Origin of the sequence: Pseudomonas citronellolis, assembly GCF_900112375.1 — a bacterium.
In the GTDB taxonomy this organism is placed as follows: domain Bacteria; phylum Pseudomonadota; class Gammaproteobacteria; order Pseudomonadales; family Pseudomonadaceae; genus Pseudomonas; species Pseudomonas citronellolis.
The window spans coordinates 218276-235082 of sequence record NZ_FOLS01000003.1 but is presented as its reverse complement, the minus strand read 5'-3'; the positions used below and the strand labels follow the sequence as shown (position 1 = coordinate 235082).

Below are 16807 nucleotides of genomic sequence, written 5' to 3'. Positions count from 1 at the left end.
GAGTCCCGGCCGCCCCTCCCCCGGCCCGTGCCAGGTGGGAAGCGGCGGGACGGGTATTAGTAGACCTTCAGGCGCTGGCCCAGGCCCTTGAGCAGCACCAGCACCCAGGGCCAGAGCAGGCCGCTGACCAGCGCTGGCAACAGGAAGGCCAGGGTCGGCGGGCGGTTGCCGGTCAGGGCGTTGAGCCACAGCTGCACCAGCTGCGCCAGGCCGTAGACCACCATCAGCACCAGGCACTGCTGCCAGACGGGATACAGGCGCAGGCGCTGCTGCAGGGCCATGACCAGGAACACGATGAGGCTGAGGATCAGCGCGTTCTGCCCGAGCAGGCTGCCGTACAGCACGTCCTCGGCCAGGCCGCAGACCCAGGCGGTGACCATGCCCACCTTCTGCGGCACCATCAGCACCCAGAAGGTGAGGAACAGCGCCAGCCACAGCGGCCGGCCGATTTCCGTGAAGCTGGGCATCGGCGCCACCGACAGCAGCAGCGCCAGCAGCAGGCTGACCCAGATCAGCCAGCCGTTGCGCGGTCCTTGGGCGGGCATCAGTGACGGTTCCTTTGTGGCGCGGCCTGGGCCGGCGCCGGCGGATGCGCGGGGGTCGCGGCCGGCGCGGCGGGTGCGGGTGCCGGAGCGGCGCCCTGGGCCGGGGCAGCCGGAGCGGCAGGCGTGGCCGGAGCGGCAGGCGCAGGCGCGCTCGGCGCCGGTGCCTGGCCGGCGGCCTCGGCGGCCTTGCGGTCGGCCTCGGCCTGGGCTTCGGCGGCCTCGGTGGCGCGCTGTTCGGGGGTGCGGCTGTCGCTGAACACTAGCAGCACGTAGCGGCTGCGGTTCATCTTCGCGGTGGGCACGGCGCGGATCACCGCGAACGGCTGGCCGGAATCGTGGATGACTTCCTTGACCACCGCCACCGGGTAGCCGGCCGGGAAGCGCTGGCCGAGGCCGGAGCTGACCAGCAGGTCGCCTTCCTTGATGTCCGCGGTGTCGGCGACGAAGCGCAGTTCCAGGCGCTCCGGGTTGCCGGTGCCGACGGCGATGGCGCGCAGGCCGTTGCGGTTGACCTGCACCGGGATGCTGTGGGTGGTGTCGGTGAGCAGCAGCACGCGGGCGGTGTAGGGCATGACCTCGACCACCTGGCCCATCAGGCCGCTGGCGTCGAGCACCGGCTGGCCCTGGAACACGCCGTCCTTCGAGCCCTTGTCGATGAGGATGCGCTGGGTGAAGGGGTTGGGGTCGACGCCGATCAGCTCGCTGACCAGCACCTTGTCGTCCACCAGGGCGGCGGAGTTGAGCAGCTCGCGCAGGCGCACGTTCTGTTCGGTCAGGGTGGCCAGCTTCTGCAGGCGGCGCTGCATCAGCAGCGACTCGGCCTTCAGCCGTTCGTTCTCGGCGAGCAGCTCGCTGCGGCTGGTGAACTGGTCGCGCACGCCTTCCCAGGCGCGCACCGGCAGGTCGGCCACGCCATAGAAGGGGGTCAGCACCAGGCCCATCTGGCTGCGCACGGGCTTGAGGTAGTCGAAACGCGCGTCGACCACCATCAGGCCCACCGAGAGCACGGCGAGCACCAGCAGGCGCACGCCCAGCGAGGGCCCTTTGGAGAATAGCGGTTTGATGACCAGCTCCTAGCTGATTGAAGGCGGTTGATGTTTCGCCGCGCGCGACAAAACGTCAACCACCCTCAAGGCTCCCACCTCACTCGGTGGAGAGCAGGTCCATGGAGTGACGGTCCATCATGTCCAGCGCCTTGCCGCCGCCACGGGCCACGCAGGTCAGCGGGTCTTCGGCGACGATCACCGGCAGGCCGGTTTCCTGGGCCAGCAGCTTGTCCAGGTCGCGCAGCAGGGCGCCACCACCGGTCAGCACCAGGCCGCGCTCGGCGATGTCCGAGGCCAGTTCCGGCGGGGACTGCTCCAGGGCGCTCTTGACCGCCTGGACGATGGTCGCCAGGGATTCCTGCAGGGCTTCTAGGACCTCGTTGGAGTTCAGGGTGAAGCTGCGCGGCACGCCTTCGGCCAGGTTGCGGCCACGGACGTCCACCTCGCGCACTTCGCCGCCGGAGAAGGCCGCGCCGATCTCCTGCTTGATGCGCTCGGCGGTGGATTCGCCGATCAGGCTGCCGTAGTTGCGGCGCACGTAGGTGACGATGGCTTCGTCGAAGCGGTCGCCGCCGACGCGCACGGATTCGGCGTAGACCACGCCGTTCAGCGAGATCAGGGCGATCTCGGTGGTGCCGCCGCCGATGTCGACGACCATCGAGCCACGGGCTTCCTCGACCGGCAGGCCGGCGCCGATGGCCGCGGCCATGGGCTCCTCGATCAGGTACACCTCGCGGGCGCCGGCGCCGAGGGCCGACTCGCGGATGGCGCGGCGTTCCACCTGGGTGGACTTGCACGGCACGCAGATCAGCACGCGCGGGCTGGGCTGCAGGAAGCTGTTCTCGTGCACCTTGTTGATGAAGTACTGCAGCATCTTCTCGCAGACGCTGAAGTCGGCGATGACGCCGTCCTTCATCGGGCGGATGGCCGAGATGTTGCCCGGGGTGCGGCCGAGCATGCGCTTGGCCTCGGTGCCGACGGCGACCACGCTCTTCTGGTTGCCATGGTTGCGGATGGCCACTACCGAAGGCTCATTGAGGACGATGCCGCGTTCGCGCACATAAATAAGGGTATTGGCAGTGCCCAGGTCGATCGACAGATCACTGGAGAACATGCCACGCAATTTTTTGAACATGGAAAGGGAACCCTGGACGATGCGTGGGTGAAAAATGCGCGGGTAAAAAAGTGCGGCAAACTCTAACAACGACGGGGATTTTGGGCAAGGCGGCATTGTGTTAAATTGCTTGACTTTCAGCGCCTTTGAGGCCTGTCCCCGCGGTCCCTGGGACCGCCCGCCGCGGGTTCCGTTCCCCCGCCTACGTTTCGTCCGGCCATGCGTCCGATCGACGCTGGCAGCTCTAGCCTGGAGACCCCCGATGGCGCTTGACCGCTCCGACGTGGAAAAAATCGCCCACCTGGCCCGCCTGGGCCTGGCGGAAACCGACGTCCAACCGACCACCGCGACCCTGAACAACATCCTCGGCCTGGTCGACCAGATGCAGGCGGTGAACACCGACGGCGTCGAACCCCTCGCCCACCCCCTGGAAGCCACCCAGCGCCTGCGCCAGGACGTGGTGACCGAAAGCAACCAGCGCGAGGCCTACCAGGCCATCGCACCGGCCGTGGAAGACGGCCTGTACCTGGTTCCGAAAGTGATCGAGTAATAAGGAAGGACACGGACCCATGCTGCACCAACTGACCCTCGCCGAAGTCGCCCGCGGCCTCGCCGACAAGCAGTTCTCCGCCGAAGAGCTGACCCGTGCCCTGTTGAGCCGCATCGAGCAGCTCGACCCGCAGCTGAACAGCTTCATCAGCGTCACCGCCGAACAGGCCGTCGCCCAGGCCAAGGCAGCCGACCAACGGCGCGCCAATGGCGAAAGTGGTGCCCTGCTCGGCGCGCCCATCGCCCACAAGGACCTGTTCTGCACCCAGGGCGTGCGCACCAGCTGCGGCTCGAAGATCCTCGACAACTTCGTCTCGCCCTACGACGCCACCGTCGTCGAGCGCCTGGCCACCGCCGGCGCCGTGAGCCTGGGCAAGCTGAACATGGACGAGTTCGCCATGGGCTCGGCCAACGAATCCAGCCACTACGGCGCGGTGAAGAACCCCTGGGACACCAGCCGCGTGCCCGGCGGCTCCTCCGGCGGCTCGGCCGCGGCCGTGGCCGCGCGCCTGATCCCGGCGGCCACCGGCACCGACACCGGCGGCTCGATCCGCCAGCCGGCGGCGCTGACCAACCTCACCGGGATCAAGCCGACCTACGGCCGCGTCTCGCGCTGGGGCATGATCGCCTACGCCTCCAGCCTCGACCAGGCCGGCCCGCTGGCCCGCACCGCCGAGGACTGCGCGCTGATGCTCGGCGCCATGGCCGGCTTCGATCCCAAGGACTCCACCTGCGTCGACCAACCGCTGGACGACTACCTGGCCGCCCTGGGCAAACCCCTGGCCGGCCTGCGCATCGGCCTGCCGAAGGAATACTTCGGCGCCGGCCTCGACAGCCGCATCGCCGACGCGGTGCTGGCCGTGGTCGAGCAGCTCAAGCAACTGGGCGCGGTGGTCAAGGACATCTCCCTGCCGAACATGCAGCACGCCATCCCGGCCTACTACGTGATCGCGCCTGCAGAGGCCAGCTCCAACCTGTCGCGCTTCGACGGCGTGCGCTACGGCTACCGCTGCGAGAACCCCAAGGACCTGCAGGACCTGTACAAGCGCTCCCGCGCCGAAGGCTTCGGCGCCGAGGTGAAGCGCCGCATCATGGTCGGCACCTACGCGCTTTCCGCCGGTTACTACGACGCCTACTACCTGAAGGCGCAGAAGATTCGCCGGCTGATCAAGAACGATTTCGTCAGCGCCTTCGCCGACGTCGACGTCATCCTCGGCCCGACCACGCCGAACCCGGCCTGGAAGCTCGGCACCAAGAACGACGACCCGGTCGCCCAGTACCTGGAAGACATCTACACCATCACCGCCAACCTCGCCGGCATCCCCGGGCTGTCCATGCCCGCCGGGTTCGTCGATGGCCTGCCGGTGGGCGTGCAGCTGCTCGCCCCGTACTTCCAGGAAGGCCGCCTGCTCAACGTCGCGCACCAGTACCAACAGGTGACCGACTGGCACAAACAAGCACCGGCTGGATTCTGAGGACGACGCACATGCAATGGGAAACCGTGATCGGGCTGGAAATCCACGCGCAGCTCGCCACCCAATCGAAGATCTTCTCCGGCAGCGCCACCACCTTCGGCGCCGAGCCCAACACCCAGGCCAGCCTGATCGACCTGGCGATGCCCGGCACCCTGCCGGTGCTCAACGCCGAGGCGGTGCGCATGGCCTGCCGGTTCGGCCTGGCGATCAACGCCGAAATCGCCGAGCGCAACGTCTTCGCGCGCAAGAACTACTTCTACCCGGACCTGCCCAAGGGCTACCAGACCAGCCAGATGGACCACCCCATCGTCGGCAAGGGCTTCCTCGACATCACCCTGGAAGACGGCACTGTCAAGCGCGTCGGCATCACCCGCGCGCACCTGGAAGAGGACGCCGGCAAGAGCCTGCACGAAGACTTCCACGGCATGAGCGGCATCGACCTGAACCGCGCCGGCACGCCGCTGCTGGAGATCGTCTCCGAGCCGGACATCCGCAGCGCCAAGGAAGCGGTGGCCTATGTGAAGGCCATCCACGCGCTGGTGCGCTACCTGGGCATCTGCGACGGCAACATGGCCGAGGGCTCGCTGCGCTGCGACTGCAACGTCTCGGTGCGCCCGAAGGGCCAGGCCGAGTTCGGCACCCGCGCCGAGATCAAGAACGTCAACTCCTTCCGCTTCATCGAGAAGGCGATCAACCACGAAGTGCAGCGGCAGATCGACCTGATCGAGGACGGCGGCAAGGTGGTGCAGGAAACCCGCCTGTACGACCCGAACAAGGACGAGACGCGCTCCATGCGCAGCAAGGAAGAAGCCAACGACTACCGCTACTTCCCCTGCCCGGACCTGCTGCCGGTGGTGATCGAGCGCAGCTTCCTCGACGATCTGCGCGCCGGCCTGCCGGAGCTGCCGGACCAGAAGCGCGAGCGCTTCGAGAGCCAGTACGGCCTGTCCGCCTACGACGCCAGCGTGCTCTCGGCCAGCCGCGAGATGGCCGATTACTTCGAGCAGGTGCAGGGCATCTGCGCCGACGCCAAGCTGGCGGCCAACTGGGTGATGGGCGAGCTCTCCAGCCTGCTCAACAAGGACGGCCTGGAGATCGAGCAGTCGCCGGTTTCCGCCGAGCAGCTGGGCGGCATGATCCTGCGCATCAAGGACAACACCATCAGCGGCAAGATCGCCAAGATGGTCTTCGAGGCCATGGCCGCCGGCGAAGGCTCGGCCGATGAGATCATCGAGAAGAAGGGCCTGAAGCAGGTCACCGACACCGGCGCCATCGACAAGATGCTCGACGAGGTGCTGGCGGCCAACGCCGAGCAGGTCGAACAGTACCGCGCCAGCGACGAGGCCAAGCGCGGCAAGATGTTCGGCTTCTTCGTCGGCCAGGCGATGAAGGCCTCGAAGGGGAAAGCCAACCCCGGGCAGGTGAACGAACTGCTGAAGAAAAAGCTCGAAAGCTGAGCCCATTCTTCCTGACGCCGGGCTTGCCCGGCGTTTTTTCGTCCGGAGGTTCGATGCTGCGCTCCCTCGCCCTGCCTGCCCTGCTCTGCGGCCTGGCCCTGCTGGCCGGTTGCGCCAGTTCGTCCTATGAAAGCGGCTCGGCGCGCGGCTACCGCGCCGAGGGCACCGCGTCCTATTACGGCCGCGCGCACCATGGGAAGAAAACCGCCAGCGGCGAGCGCTTCGACCAGCACGCACTGACCGCCGCGCACCGCAGCCTGCCGTTCGGCACGCGGCTGAAGGTCACCAACCTCGACAACGGCCGCAGCGTGGTGGTGCGGGTGAACGACCGCGGGCCCTTCGGCCGCGGGCGGATCATCGACCTGTCGCGGGCGGCCGCGGAACGCCTCAACATGTTGCGCAGCGGCACCGCGCCGGTGCGCCTGGAAGCCATCGATTAGGAGCACCGAGCATGACCGACAAGCGCAAGGCCGGCGAACAGGTTCGCCGCGAAGTGATGGGCAACGCCTTCGTCGACCGCGCCCTGAACAACGCCACCGAGTTCACCCAGCCGCTGCAGGACTTCGTCAACGAAAACGCCTGGGGCAGCGTCTGGTCCCGCGACGGCCTGCCGCGCAAGACCCGCAGCCTGATCACCCTGGCCGCCCTGACCGCGCTGAAATGCCCGCAGGAGCTGAAAGGCCACGTGCGCGGCGCGCTGAACAACGGCTGCACGGTGGAGGAGATTCGCGAGGCGCTGCTGCATTGCGCGGTCTACGCCGGGGTGCCGGCGGCGATCGATGCGTTCCGTGCGGCGCAGGAAGTGATCGAGGCGTGGCAGGGGGATCAGAAGGCCTGACGGGCGCGGGCCTTGCCCGCGAATCGCGCGCAGGGCGCGCTCCTACATGGGCATGGTGTTGGGGCAATCCTTATCGCGCCGATACGTCCAGCTATCGCGGACAAGGTCCGCTCCTACGACAGCCGGAACGCCGGAGACCGGGGCCAATGGCGGATAACCGGGAGCTCCGCGATTCCAGCTCGCTCCGGACGGTCCCCTCTCCCTTCAGGGAGAGGGTTAGGGAGAGGGAGCGGAGCTCAGGCTATGCGCCGGAGCGCCGGCGAAGTCCGTAACCCTCTCCCCAGCCCTCTCCCTGAAGGGAGAGGGAGCCGTTCGGCGTAAAGGGAAAGCATGGAGTCAGCCGGCAACTTCGGCGCTTTCGTAGGAGCGAGCTTGCTCGCGAACCCGCCTCGCAGCAGAGCCGTTCGCGAGCAAGCTCGCTCCTACGAAAAGCCTCTGCCTCTCAGGGATAACTGAACCGCTTCACCAACGTCAGCTCCCCCGGCTGGCGCATCGGCACCAGGAAGCTCTCCTGCTTCTCGTTCGGCGTGCCCTCTTCCGTCACTATCGTCACCCTGGCCGTGGTCAGCGGCTGGGCGGCTTCCACGTCGCCGCTCTCCTCGTCCTGGCTGTAACCGCCGCCGAAGTAGTTCACGTAGACCAGATACGCCCCCTTCAGCGGCGTGGGCGTGGCAATGATTTCCGGGCCGTAGCCGGTGGTCACGTCGACGTCCTGGGTGGCGCCGTTGGGCAGGCTGCGGTTGCCGTACCAGACGTGGCCGCCGTCGGGGGTCACCAGGTGCAGGTCGAGGTCAGTGTTGTCGCTGTCCCAGGACAGCATCACCCGCAGCTTGGCCGGCACCTCGCCGCCGCCACCGCCGTGGTAGAACTGCACACGCTTGCGCTGCTGGCCGTCCGGGCTGATCACTTCCAGGCTGTTGCTGCCGGCCGGGAAGGCGTAAGGGCGGTCGAAGCCGCCGTCCTCGCCGATCTTCAGTGGCATCGACACGCCGTTGACCACCAGGGTGGCCGGCTTGTCCTTCGCCGCGTTGGCGATCTCGCCCTTGATCCGCGCGGTCATGGCCTGGTCGGCCGGGGTGTTCACCGAGGCCGCCGGGTAGTTCACCGTCTGCCGGAAGTTGGCGCCCTCGCCGCTGCCGGGGCGCCAGCCGCCCAGCGGGGCGTCCAGGCGGATGCCCGGCTCGGCGGCCTGGGCGAGCCCGGTGATGAGGAGGAGGAGCAGGCAGGGACGCAGCTTCATGGCGGTCATTCCAGTATCAGGCGGCGGGCGAGGCTTTCGACGAAGCCCTCGTCCTGGCCGTTGGGGTGCGCCTGGAAGGCCAGGTGCAGGTATTCGTGGGTGAGGTCGAGGCGGTCCTGCAGCGAGTACAGGCCGCGCACGTAGATGCGCTGGCGCTCGCGGTCGACGTAGGGGCGCCCGGAGGACAGCTGGCACACGGCGAAGCTCTGCAGTTCCTCGTAGCCTGGCTCGCCGTCCAGCTTCGTGCGCCACGCGCGGCGCTGCTTGCGCAGCCAGTCCTCGGCCGCCGGCAGCGGCTGGCAGGCGGCCACCGGGTTGTTCCAGGCGCTCAAGCTGGCTTGTGGAAAAGCGCGGGCGAGGATGGCGTCGAAGCGCAGGCCGTTGGCCGCCTGGGCCTTGGCGTCCTGCCAGGAGAGCTTCGCTGGCCCAGCCTGGTCGGCATGGTAGGTGACCGGGCTACCGGCCAGCACCAGGCCGTCGGTGAAGGCCGCCACGGCACGCATCTGCGCCGTGGCCGGGCGCGGCGCGACGCGCTGGCGCTGGCTGCTGTCGGCAATGCTCAGGCACTCGCCGCGCTGCCCGGCGTTCTGCAGCAGGTAGCTGCGGATGGCCACGGCCAGGGCGCGGGCGGCCTCGACCGGGGTCGCCGCGGCTTCGCGCTGCAGCACCCGGGCGACGTATTCCTCGCGGTCCAGGCGCGCCACCAGTTGCGGCTTGCCGTCGCGCTGCAGGAAGAGTTCGCCGTCGCTGTGGATATCCAGGTCGTTGCCGTTCGCGAAGCTCACCCGGTAGCTGCCGCTGAGACCGCCGGCCGCCGCCGGGCGGCCCTGGACGTCGAAGACCTCGCGCAGCGGGTAGCGCTCGAACAGCGTCACCGCCACGCAGCGCCCCGGCTCGCGCGGCCAGGGCGCCGGCAGCGCGGCACCGAGGGCTTCGGCGTAGTGCGCCAGCACCGTCTTGCTGGTGCCGGGCCCGGAGGCCCAGACTGCCGAGCCGTCCGCCAGCCAGCCGGCGAAGCCGCCGCGGCGGGCCTGCGAATCGTTGGGGTCGAGCCAGCTCCAGGTCTTCACCCGCAGGCGTCCGCCCAGGCTGGCCAGGGCGCGGCCGTCGTCGGCGTTGACCACCACGTCGAGCAGCACGCGGCGCGCCTCGGGCTGGGCCGGCAGGCGCGTCAGCATGTCGAGCAGTTCGGCCACCGGCACTTCGGTCTGCGGCTGCAAGCGTTCGAGGTCGAGCAGCCAGGCCGGCGCCTGGCGTTCCTGCCAGTAGCGGCGCCAGGTCGCAGCGTCCAGGCCGAGGCGCGCCGGCTGGTAGTAGAGGCCGCAGGACTTCACCAGCGCCTGGTCGCGGCCGATGCTCTGCCCGGCCGAGCAGCAGTAGACCTCCTCGCGGGACTGGCCCTTGCAGGCGTACTCCGGCTCGTGCCGGTCGTTGTCCACCAGCCAGGCGAAGACGAAGAGTTTCCACAGGCTGCCCAGCGGCGTGCGCAGGTCCGCCGGCAGGGGCCCGCGGGCGAGCACCTGCTGCTGGTCCAGGCGCAGCAGCAGGTCGCCCTGGGGGCTGCGCCAGGCCAGCTCGACGGGCGCCTGCGCCGCTGCGCACAGCGGCAGCAGAAGCAGCAGCCAGGCCAGGCGCCGTCCCATTTACTGCACCTTCACCTTGGCCAGCGCCGGGCTCTGCTCCAGGGCCTGTTCCGCCGGCGCGTACATGCGTACATAGCGCGCCGGCGGCAGGGCGAACTCGCCCTTCTGCGAGAAGCGCACCAGGTGGCGGAAGCGCAGCTCGCCGGCCAGGCTGTCCACCGGGATGCCGTAGTGCAGGTCGCCCGGCTCGTTGCGTGCGCGTTCCAGGCTGGTCGCCTCGGTGCCGCCCAGGCCGCTGACCTGGATGCCCCAGGTGGTGCGCTCGACGTCGGCGCCCGGCGGCAGCGGCACTTCCAGCATGCCGTAGCGCAGCGCGGTGGGCTGCTCGGTCTTGACCGTCACTTCATCCAGGTACAGCTCGTCGCTGGACAGCGGCTTGTCGCCCAGTTCCTCGACCTTGAACTCGAAGGCCTTGTCCCCCGGCACCAGGCGCAGCAGGCGGCGGCTGATGCTCACCGGCAACTGACTGGCCGGGGCCTCGGCACTGCGGAAGCTGAGCGAAGCATTGAGCGGGCGCGACGGCGGCGTCTGCAGGGTCAGCTCGGCGGGTACGCCCTGGCCTTGCCACTGCCAGTAGCGCTCGCCGCTGGGGCCCTGCTGCTCGGCCCAGTCCTTGCCCGGCTTGAGCGGTTCGGCCGCCGGCGCCTGGGCCAGGGCGCGCTGCAGCCAGGTCAGCGCCAGGGCGCGTTCCAGGGTCGACTGCTGCGGCCCCAGGCGCGCCAGTAGGGCGCGGGCACGGTTGACGTCGGGCGCCGCCAGCGACAGCTGCACCGCCTGGGCGAACGGCTGGTCGCTGTTGTTGACCTTGAAGCGAGCGGCATCCAACTGCTTGGCGAAGGCCGCCGGCAGCGGCACCTTGGCCTGCTGCGCAAGGTTCGCGGCCAGCACCCGCGCCACGGCCAGGCCGAGGCTGGAGTCCGGCTCGGCCATCACCAGGCTGACTTCGGCGTCGGCCGGCAGTTTCGCGTCCTCGCCCTCCCCGGCCTTGGCCAGGTCGTCGAGCAGGCCGCCGACCAGGGTCTGCACCGGCAGTTGCATGTCGCGGGCGAAGCCGAGGATCAGCGCGCGTTGCAGCAGCGGCGTCTGCTCGGCCAGCTTGGCGTAGAGGTCGAGCACGCGCTGCCAGTGCTCCGGCGGCAGGCTGATCTGCAGCGCGCGGCTGGCGTGCCAGTCGGCGTAGTAGGCGTAGGCGGTGAGGAAGGCGTCGCTGTCGGTGTTGTCGCCCCACCAGGTGAAGTAGGCGTTCGGCCCGGCCATCTGCACCAGGCGCAGGCGGCTGTTCTGCATGATCAGGCGCAGGCGGTCGCGTACCCGCGGCTCGCCCTCGGCCAGCAGCGGGTAGGCCACGCTCAGCGGCAGCAGGCGGCTGGCGGTCTGCTCGACGCAGCCGTAGGGGTAGGCCAGCAGGTCGTCGAGGCTGCCGCGGAACAGCGCGGCGGCGCTGTCGTCCAGGCGCAGGCGGATGTCGCGGGCGTCCGCCGGCAGTTGCAGCGGGCTGTTCTGCCCGGCCAGTTGCAGGCTGCGCGCTTGCAGCACCTGCCAGCCGTCGGCGGCCAGGGCGAAGCGCACGGCCAGACTGTCGCGCGTCTGGCCGTCCTGGCGCAGCTCGGCGCTCCACTCGCCGTCGCTCAGGGCCTGGGCTGGCAGGCGCACGTAGTTCACGCCCTTGGCCAGTTCCAGCGCCTGGGTCTGCTCCTGGCCGGCATAGCGCACCAGCAGCTCGGCCTTGGCCTGCTCGCCCTGGTTGAAGACGAACAGGCCGAGGTCCGGCTTGTCGCCAGCGCGGAAGCGCTTCGGGCCGCTCCATTTCAGGTACAGCGGTTTTTCCGAGCGGATGAACTGTTTCTTCTGGCCGACCTGGCCGTCGCCGTCCATGGCCCGCGCGGTGATGCGCCAGCGCGTCAGCGAATCGGGCATGCGGAAGCTGAAGCGCGCCTTGCCCTCGGCATCGGTGACCAGTTTCGGTTCCCAGGCGGCGGTGTCCACATCCTCGCGGCGCGGCCGCTCCAGCACCTTCACTCCGCGCTCGCTGCGGTTGCTGCGCCCCGGCGCGCTGGCGCTGCCCGGCAGGGCCACGTCGTAGCTGATGAACGACAGGCTGGCGCTGGTGCGCACGTTGTTGCGCCGCGGGTGGTAGAAGAACTGGTCGATGCCCGGGGCGATCTCCGGCTGCAGGGCGTAGATCATCTCGTCCACCACGCCCACCGCCACCTGGCTGGACACCGGCTTGCCGGCGTAGGTGGTGGAGAGGTCGACGGTCACGGTGTCGCCCGGCTCGTAGCGTTCCTTGTCGGTGGCGATGGCGATTTCCACCTGCGGCACCGTCACCTTGATGCCGGCGTTCTGGAAGCTGTAGTCGCCGCCGCGGGTGTAGAGCACGGAGAAGGTCAGGTTCGGCGAGAAGTCCGGCTTCACCGGGATGCGCGCGCGGTACTGGGTGGGGTTGAGCTTCTCCAGCTTGAGCCAGTCGCCGCCCTTGGACAGCAGCGCGGTGGCCTCGACCTTGTCGCGCTCCAGGGACAGCAGGGCGTCGTCCACCGGCTCGGGGAAGGTGATCAGCGCCAGGGCTTCGTCGCCGGCCTGGTACTCGGCCTTGTCGAGGACGATTTCCACGGTGCCGGGCACCGCCTTGACGCCCTCCCCGCTCACCGCGTGGCCGGTGCCGCCGAGCAGCTGGCCCTGGGCGTCGCGCAGCTCGATGCTGTAGGTGCCGGGCTTGTCGAAGGTGATGACGAACTTGCCGTCGCCGGCCTCGCCGTCACCCGTGGAGCGGTCCTCCAGGCGCACCCAGCGATAGCTCTTGGGCTTGAGTTCGGTGGGCTGTTCCGCCGCGTAGCTGAACTCGACCTTGTCGCCCACCGCGCTGAAGCGCTGCGGCGCGGCCAGGCGGTAGCGCGCGGCGCCGCGCTCGATGAGGATTTCCTTGCTGGTCTTCACCCGGTAGGCCGCGCCGTCGCTGGCGAACACCGTCAGCAGGTAGCGGCTGGGCTTGTCCGCCGCCGGCAGTTCGAGGGCCGCGCGGCCCTGGGCGTCGGTGGCAAGCTCGGTGCTGCTCAGCTCCACCGGGAACTGGCCGAGGTACTGCAGCTCGTTGTCGACCATGGACAGCTGCTGGGCGCGCAGGCTCAGTTGCAGCTTGGCGTTGGCCACCGGCTTGCCGTCCGGGTAGAGCAGGATCAGGTTGCCCTTCACCGCTTCGCCGGTCTTGAAGTCGGGCTTGGCCAGGTCGAGGGATATCTCGAAGTGCGGCTTGATGTACTCGGCCACGCGGAAGGCGCTGCTGTAGGTCTGCCCGCGGTAGTCGAAGCGCAGCTCGTAGCCGCCGGCGACGGCGTTGTCCGGCAGTTGGAAGCGGCCGTTGGCGCCGGCCTTGGGGTCCAGTTGCAGGTCGAGGGTCTGCAGGGTGGTGCCGGCGGCGTCGATCACGCTCAGCTTCACCGGCGCGGCCTGGGGCGCGGCGGAGTCGCGGGCGTTCTTGAATTCGCGGCCGTAGATCTTCAGCGCCACCCAGTCGCCGGGGCGGTACAGCGGGCGGTCGGTGAAGGCGTAGAGCTTGGTGTCGTAGATTTCGCTGTCGTAGTAGAAGTTTTCCGAGACGAAGACGCCGCCTTCCTTGTCCTCGCCGATCACGAAGGAGCGCTCGGGGCTGGCGTGCTGCAGGCGCAGCAGGCCCTCGGCATCGGTGCGGCCGCTGCTCATCACGCCCAGGCCGTCGGTCCAGAGCACCTGGGTATCCGGCACCGGGGTGCCTTCATGCTTGCGCGCCGACCACACCAGCAGTTCGTTGCCGGCGATCTTGCTCACCGCCACGCTGCTGGAGACGAACACCACGGTGGTGGCGCGGTACTTGCCCACCAGCGCCTCGACCAGGTACAGCCCCGGCTTGAGCTTGCCCAGCGGCACGTAGACGTTGCCCGGCGAGACGTTGATGAACTCGCTGGAGGAGCCGGCCAGCTTGACGTCGGCCGGCGGTTCGATGGGCTTGGCATCCCACAGCGGATAGCGGAACTGCTCGACCAGCGGCAGGCCGGGAATCGGCGCGTACTGCGGCTGGGCATCGTAGGGCGTGGGCGCGGCCATGGCCTGGCCCATCTTCAGCTCCGGCACCACCTCGGTGACCTGCTTGCGCGACTCGTAGGAGAAGGCGCGCTGCATCACCCGCCGCGACTTGCGGTACCAGTTGTCCCACAGGTAGGCCAGGGTGTTGGACAGCCCCTCGCCCTTGAACTGCCCCTCGGCCAGCACCCGGTGCAGGTTCTTCTGGCGCTTGAGGAAGTCCAGCGGCTTGTCGATGCGGTAGACGCGCATGTCCACCCCGCCGTAGGCCTCCATGCGGTAGCGGCGGTAGTCGCGGCCCGGCGCTTCCAGGCGCACGCGGGCCTCTTCGTCGGGGGCGAAGCTGCTGTCGGCGAGCAGGAAGAACGACTCGCCGCTGATCGGCGCGTAGTTGCTCGCCGGCACCTCGTCGTCGGCCCGGGCCTGCGCCGGCGCGCCCGCCAGCAGGCCGCCCAGGGCCAGGCCGGCGCACAGCGCGAGCAGCTTCATCGGGCGAGGAACGACAAGCGGTACACGCCGACGAAGTTGGGGTTGGCAGGGTCGGGTATCCATCGGGTGTCCTTCCATGTCATGAGTTGTTGCAGGCTGACCGAGCGCATGCCGTTGTCGGTCGGCGTGCTGGTACCTGTGTGGTAGGCGATGTTGCGGCCCATCCAGATCATCAGGTGCTGGTCGTCGCCCTGGTCGAAGAAGATCAGGTCGCCCGGCCGCGCCTGGTTGAGGTCGCGGCCGACGAGGGTGCTGTTGTACTGGATCAGCTTGATGGCGTTGACGTAGGGGCCGACCTGGCCGCCGCCCTGCCGCCAGTTCTGCGCCAGGGCGCGCTGCTCGTCGCTCAGCGCCAGCTCCGGCGGCAGGTAGCGGTTGGACAGGCCGTTGGCGCGCAGCCACTTGGCGTCGTGGGGCTTGAGCGCCTCGTTGGCGGCGAAGCGCACCAGGCCCGCGCAGTCCTGCTGGTGCCAGCGCGGGCTGGGGCCCTGGCGCAGTTGTTCCTCGGCGATGCGCACGAACCAGGCGCGGAATACCTGGGACTGCTCCGGATCGAGCGACGCCGCGCCGGCCTGGGCGGCCCACAGGCCGAACGCCAGCAGCAGGGCGCGTGCCGTCACAGCGCGCGCCACTGCAGCGGCAGCCATTGCCAGGGTTGTTCGGCGCGGCTGCCGGCGGGCAGGCCGAGGGCGTAGCCGCCGTGCCCGGCCAGGGCCTTCAGGCGCGGCAGCAACAGGCTGTCGGCGGCGTTGCGGAACACCGGCTCCATGTCCTGCGGCAGGCTGTCCAGGGTTTCGCGCTGGAGCAGCGTGGAAAGCGACTGCGGCGCCAGGTAGGCCGGCACCAGGGCATCCTTGGGCAGCACGTCGGCCAGCGGCGGGAAGCGCTTGTCGAGGGTGCCCAGGGCCTTGTCCAGCAACTGGTCGTCGAGGGAGAACAACAGGGTGCTGCCCTGCCGCGCCAGGCCGACGCGGAAGAAGCCGCGGCCGCTGAGCGCGTCCGGGTCGGCCGCATCGGCGGCGGCGTACTGGCCGAAATTGGAGCTGACCTGGCGCAGCCACTTGTGGGTCTCGCCCTGGTTCTGCTCGTCCACCGGGAAGTTGCCGCCTTCGGCGTTGGCCTCGTAGGCGCCCACCAGGCTGTCGAACAGCCTGCCCAGGTCGGCGTCCAGTTCCGGGCCGGGCGGCGCGCTGAGCGTGGCCACCAGCAGCGGCGTGTACAGGCGCGAGTCGGCGTACCAGCACAGGCCGGCGGCGCCGGAGAGGTGTTCGGAGAAGGCCGCGGCCATCTTCTGCTCGGCGCCCAGGCGCACCAGCAGGCTGTCGTACAGGCCCGGGGTGAGCGGCAGGGCCACGCAGGCGCTGGCGCCCATGGGCATGGCCTGCCACACGGGGCTGAAGTCGAGGTCCGGCTGGCGCTCCACCGCGTTCAGCGCCAGGTAGCTGCTCCAGCCCTTGGCATCCTTGTCGAAGCGCACCCCGGCGAAGGCCGGGATGAAGCGCTGGTAGCCCATGGCCAGGGCGCCGGCGCCGAGGCTGATGCGCTGGCTCAGCTCGCCGCGCGGGCCGAGGCCGAAGGCGCGCGGGAAGGCGTCGTCACCGCCGAGCAGGGCGGCCAGGTCGGCGCCGACCTGGGCATCGGCCGCGCCGGGCTCGTCGTCGCTGGCGTCGGGGAACAGCATCTTCGGGTTGGACAGCAGCACCAGGTAGTCGCCGCTGGAGGCGAACAGCAGGCTCTTCTGGGCGTTGTAGCGCAGGCGGTAGACGCCAGTGCCGCCCTTCAGCTCGCCGACCTTGCGCAGCTGGCTGTCGTCGGCGGCGATGTGCGCCAGCGGCTCCAGCAGCCTGGCCAGGCCGCCGCGCTTCATCACCACCAGGAAGTCGCGTAGGCGGCCATCGGCGCCACGCCACAGGGCGACCTGGGCCGGCTGGTCGAGCAGTTCCTCGACCAGGCTGTCCTTCAGCGTCAGGTCGTGCTCGTAGACGATGCGCCGCAGGCTGCCGGCCAGGCCGAGGCGGTCACCGTCGTTCTCGTAGTAGAAGACGAAGTCCTCGGTGAGGGTGTCGCGCAGCAGCGGCACCTCCAGCAGTTCCTTGGGCAGGCGGGCGAGCGAGGCGCTTTCGATGAGCGCGTCCGGGTGCCTGATGTCGCGGCCCGGGGCATTGGCCGGCGGCGCCTCCAGCCCGGCCAGCGGGCCGCTCGGCGGCGCCAGCCAGACGTAGCGCGCCAGCAGGCCGCCGAAGACCAGCAGGGCCAGCACCAGGCCGCCGAAGATCAGCGGCCAGCGCTTCACCGGCGCAGCGTCGGCGGAAGGAGTGGGGCTGGGGGAAGTGTTGTCGCTCATGCTTGCTCGAT

At 69.5% G+C, this 16807-nt stretch carries 13 protein-coding genes; 5 read left to right on the top strand and 8 right to left on the bottom strand.

The window, feature by feature from the left end:
* Positions 1-56: 56 nt before the first annotated feature.
* The 3 genes from mreD to mreB form a co-directional block, all read right to left on the bottom strand.
* Positions 57-545 (bottom strand): rod shape-determining protein MreD, encoded by a 489-nt coding sequence (gene mreD / locus BM060_RS04505; RefSeq protein WP_074977668.1) that lies wholly within the window; start codon positions 543-545, stop codon positions 57-59.
* Positions 545-1609 carry a rod shape-determining protein MreC gene (gene mreC, locus BM060_RS04500; protein ID WP_082816257.1) on the bottom strand — a complete coding sequence of 355 codons (1065 nt, stop codon included), beginning with the start codon at positions 1607-1609 and terminating at the stop codon, positions 545-547. The genes mreD and mreC overlap by 1 nt, the downstream gene beginning before the upstream one ends.
* Before the next feature lie 79 nt (positions 1610-1688).
* On the bottom strand, positions 1689-2726 hold the full coding sequence (mreB, locus tag BM060_RS04495) for a rod shape-determining protein MreB (protein ID WP_009617768.1): 1038 nt from the start codon (positions 2724-2726) through the stop codon (positions 1689-1691).
* Positions 2727-2967: 241 nt separating this feature from the next.
* Between mreB and gatC the strand changes: the two genes are divergently transcribed.
* Genes gatC through BM060_RS04470 form a run of 5 tightly spaced genes read left to right on the top strand, consistent with a single transcriptional unit; the run spans position 2968 to position 7024 of the window.
* Entirely contained in the window at positions 2968-3255 is a 288-nt protein-coding gene (gene gatC, locus BM060_RS04490) for an Asp-tRNA(Asn)/Glu-tRNA(Gln) amidotransferase subunit GatC (RefSeq protein WP_074977663.1), read from the top strand.
* 19 nt (positions 3256-3274) lie between these two features.
* Complete coding sequence (gene gatA, locus BM060_RS04485; protein WP_135499971.1) at positions 3275-4729, top strand: Asp-tRNA(Asn)/Glu-tRNA(Gln) amidotransferase subunit GatA; 1455 nt, start codon at positions 3275-3277, stop codon at positions 4727-4729.
* A gap of 11 nt (positions 4730-4740) precedes the next feature.
* On the top strand, positions 4741-6186 hold the full coding sequence (gene gatB / locus BM060_RS04480; protein WP_074977661.1) for an Asp-tRNA(Asn)/Glu-tRNA(Gln) amidotransferase subunit GatB: 1446 nt from the start codon (positions 4741-4743) through the stop codon (positions 6184-6186).
* A 53-nt stretch (positions 6187-6239) separates the two neighbouring features.
* Positions 6240-6626, top strand: a complete 387-nt coding sequence (locus BM060_RS04475) for a septal ring lytic transglycosylase RlpA family protein (protein WP_074977658.1) — start codon at positions 6240-6242, stop codon at positions 6624-6626.
* Positions 6627-6637: 11 nt separating this feature from the next.
* Positions 6638-7024: a carboxymuconolactone decarboxylase family protein gene (locus tag BM060_RS04470; RefSeq protein WP_074977654.1), complete on the top strand. Its 387-nt coding sequence runs from the start codon at positions 6638-6640 to the stop codon at positions 7022-7024.
* 442 nt (positions 7025-7466) lie between these two features.
* On the opposite strand, the gene BM060_RS04465 is transcribed toward BM060_RS04470, so the two are convergent.
* The 5 genes from BM060_RS04465 to BM060_RS04445 are packed head-to-tail and all read right to left on the bottom strand — an operon-like array spanning position 7467 to position 16796.
* Positions 7467-8264, bottom strand: coding sequence for a YfaP family protein (locus BM060_RS04465; protein ID WP_074977652.1), 798 nt, complete (start codon positions 8262-8264; stop codon positions 7467-7469).
* Positions 8265-8269: 5 nt separating this feature from the next.
* Positions 8270-9907, bottom strand: coding sequence for a DUF2300 domain-containing protein (locus BM060_RS04460; RefSeq protein ID WP_074977650.1), 1638 nt, complete (start codon positions 9905-9907; stop codon positions 8270-8272).
* On the bottom strand, positions 9908-14452 hold the full coding sequence (locus BM060_RS04455) for an alpha-2-macroglobulin family protein (RefSeq protein WP_074977647.1): 4545 nt from the start codon (positions 14450-14452) through the stop codon (positions 9908-9910). It lies immediately after the preceding gene.
* On the bottom strand, positions 14449-15099 hold the full coding sequence (locus tag BM060_RS04450) for a DUF1175 domain-containing protein (RefSeq protein ID WP_043272337.1): 651 nt from the start codon (positions 15097-15099) through the stop codon (positions 14449-14451). Before BM060_RS04450 ends, BM060_RS04455 begins: the two co-directional genes overlap by 4 nt.
* The gene (locus BM060_RS04445; RefSeq protein WP_074977645.1) at positions 15069-16796 is read right to left on the bottom strand and encodes a DUF2138 domain-containing protein; all 1728 of its coding nucleotides are present in this window, start codon (positions 16794-16796) and stop codon (positions 15069-15071) included. The genes BM060_RS04450 and BM060_RS04445 overlap by 31 nt, the downstream gene beginning before the upstream one ends.
* Positions 16797-16807 lie beyond the last annotated feature (11 nt).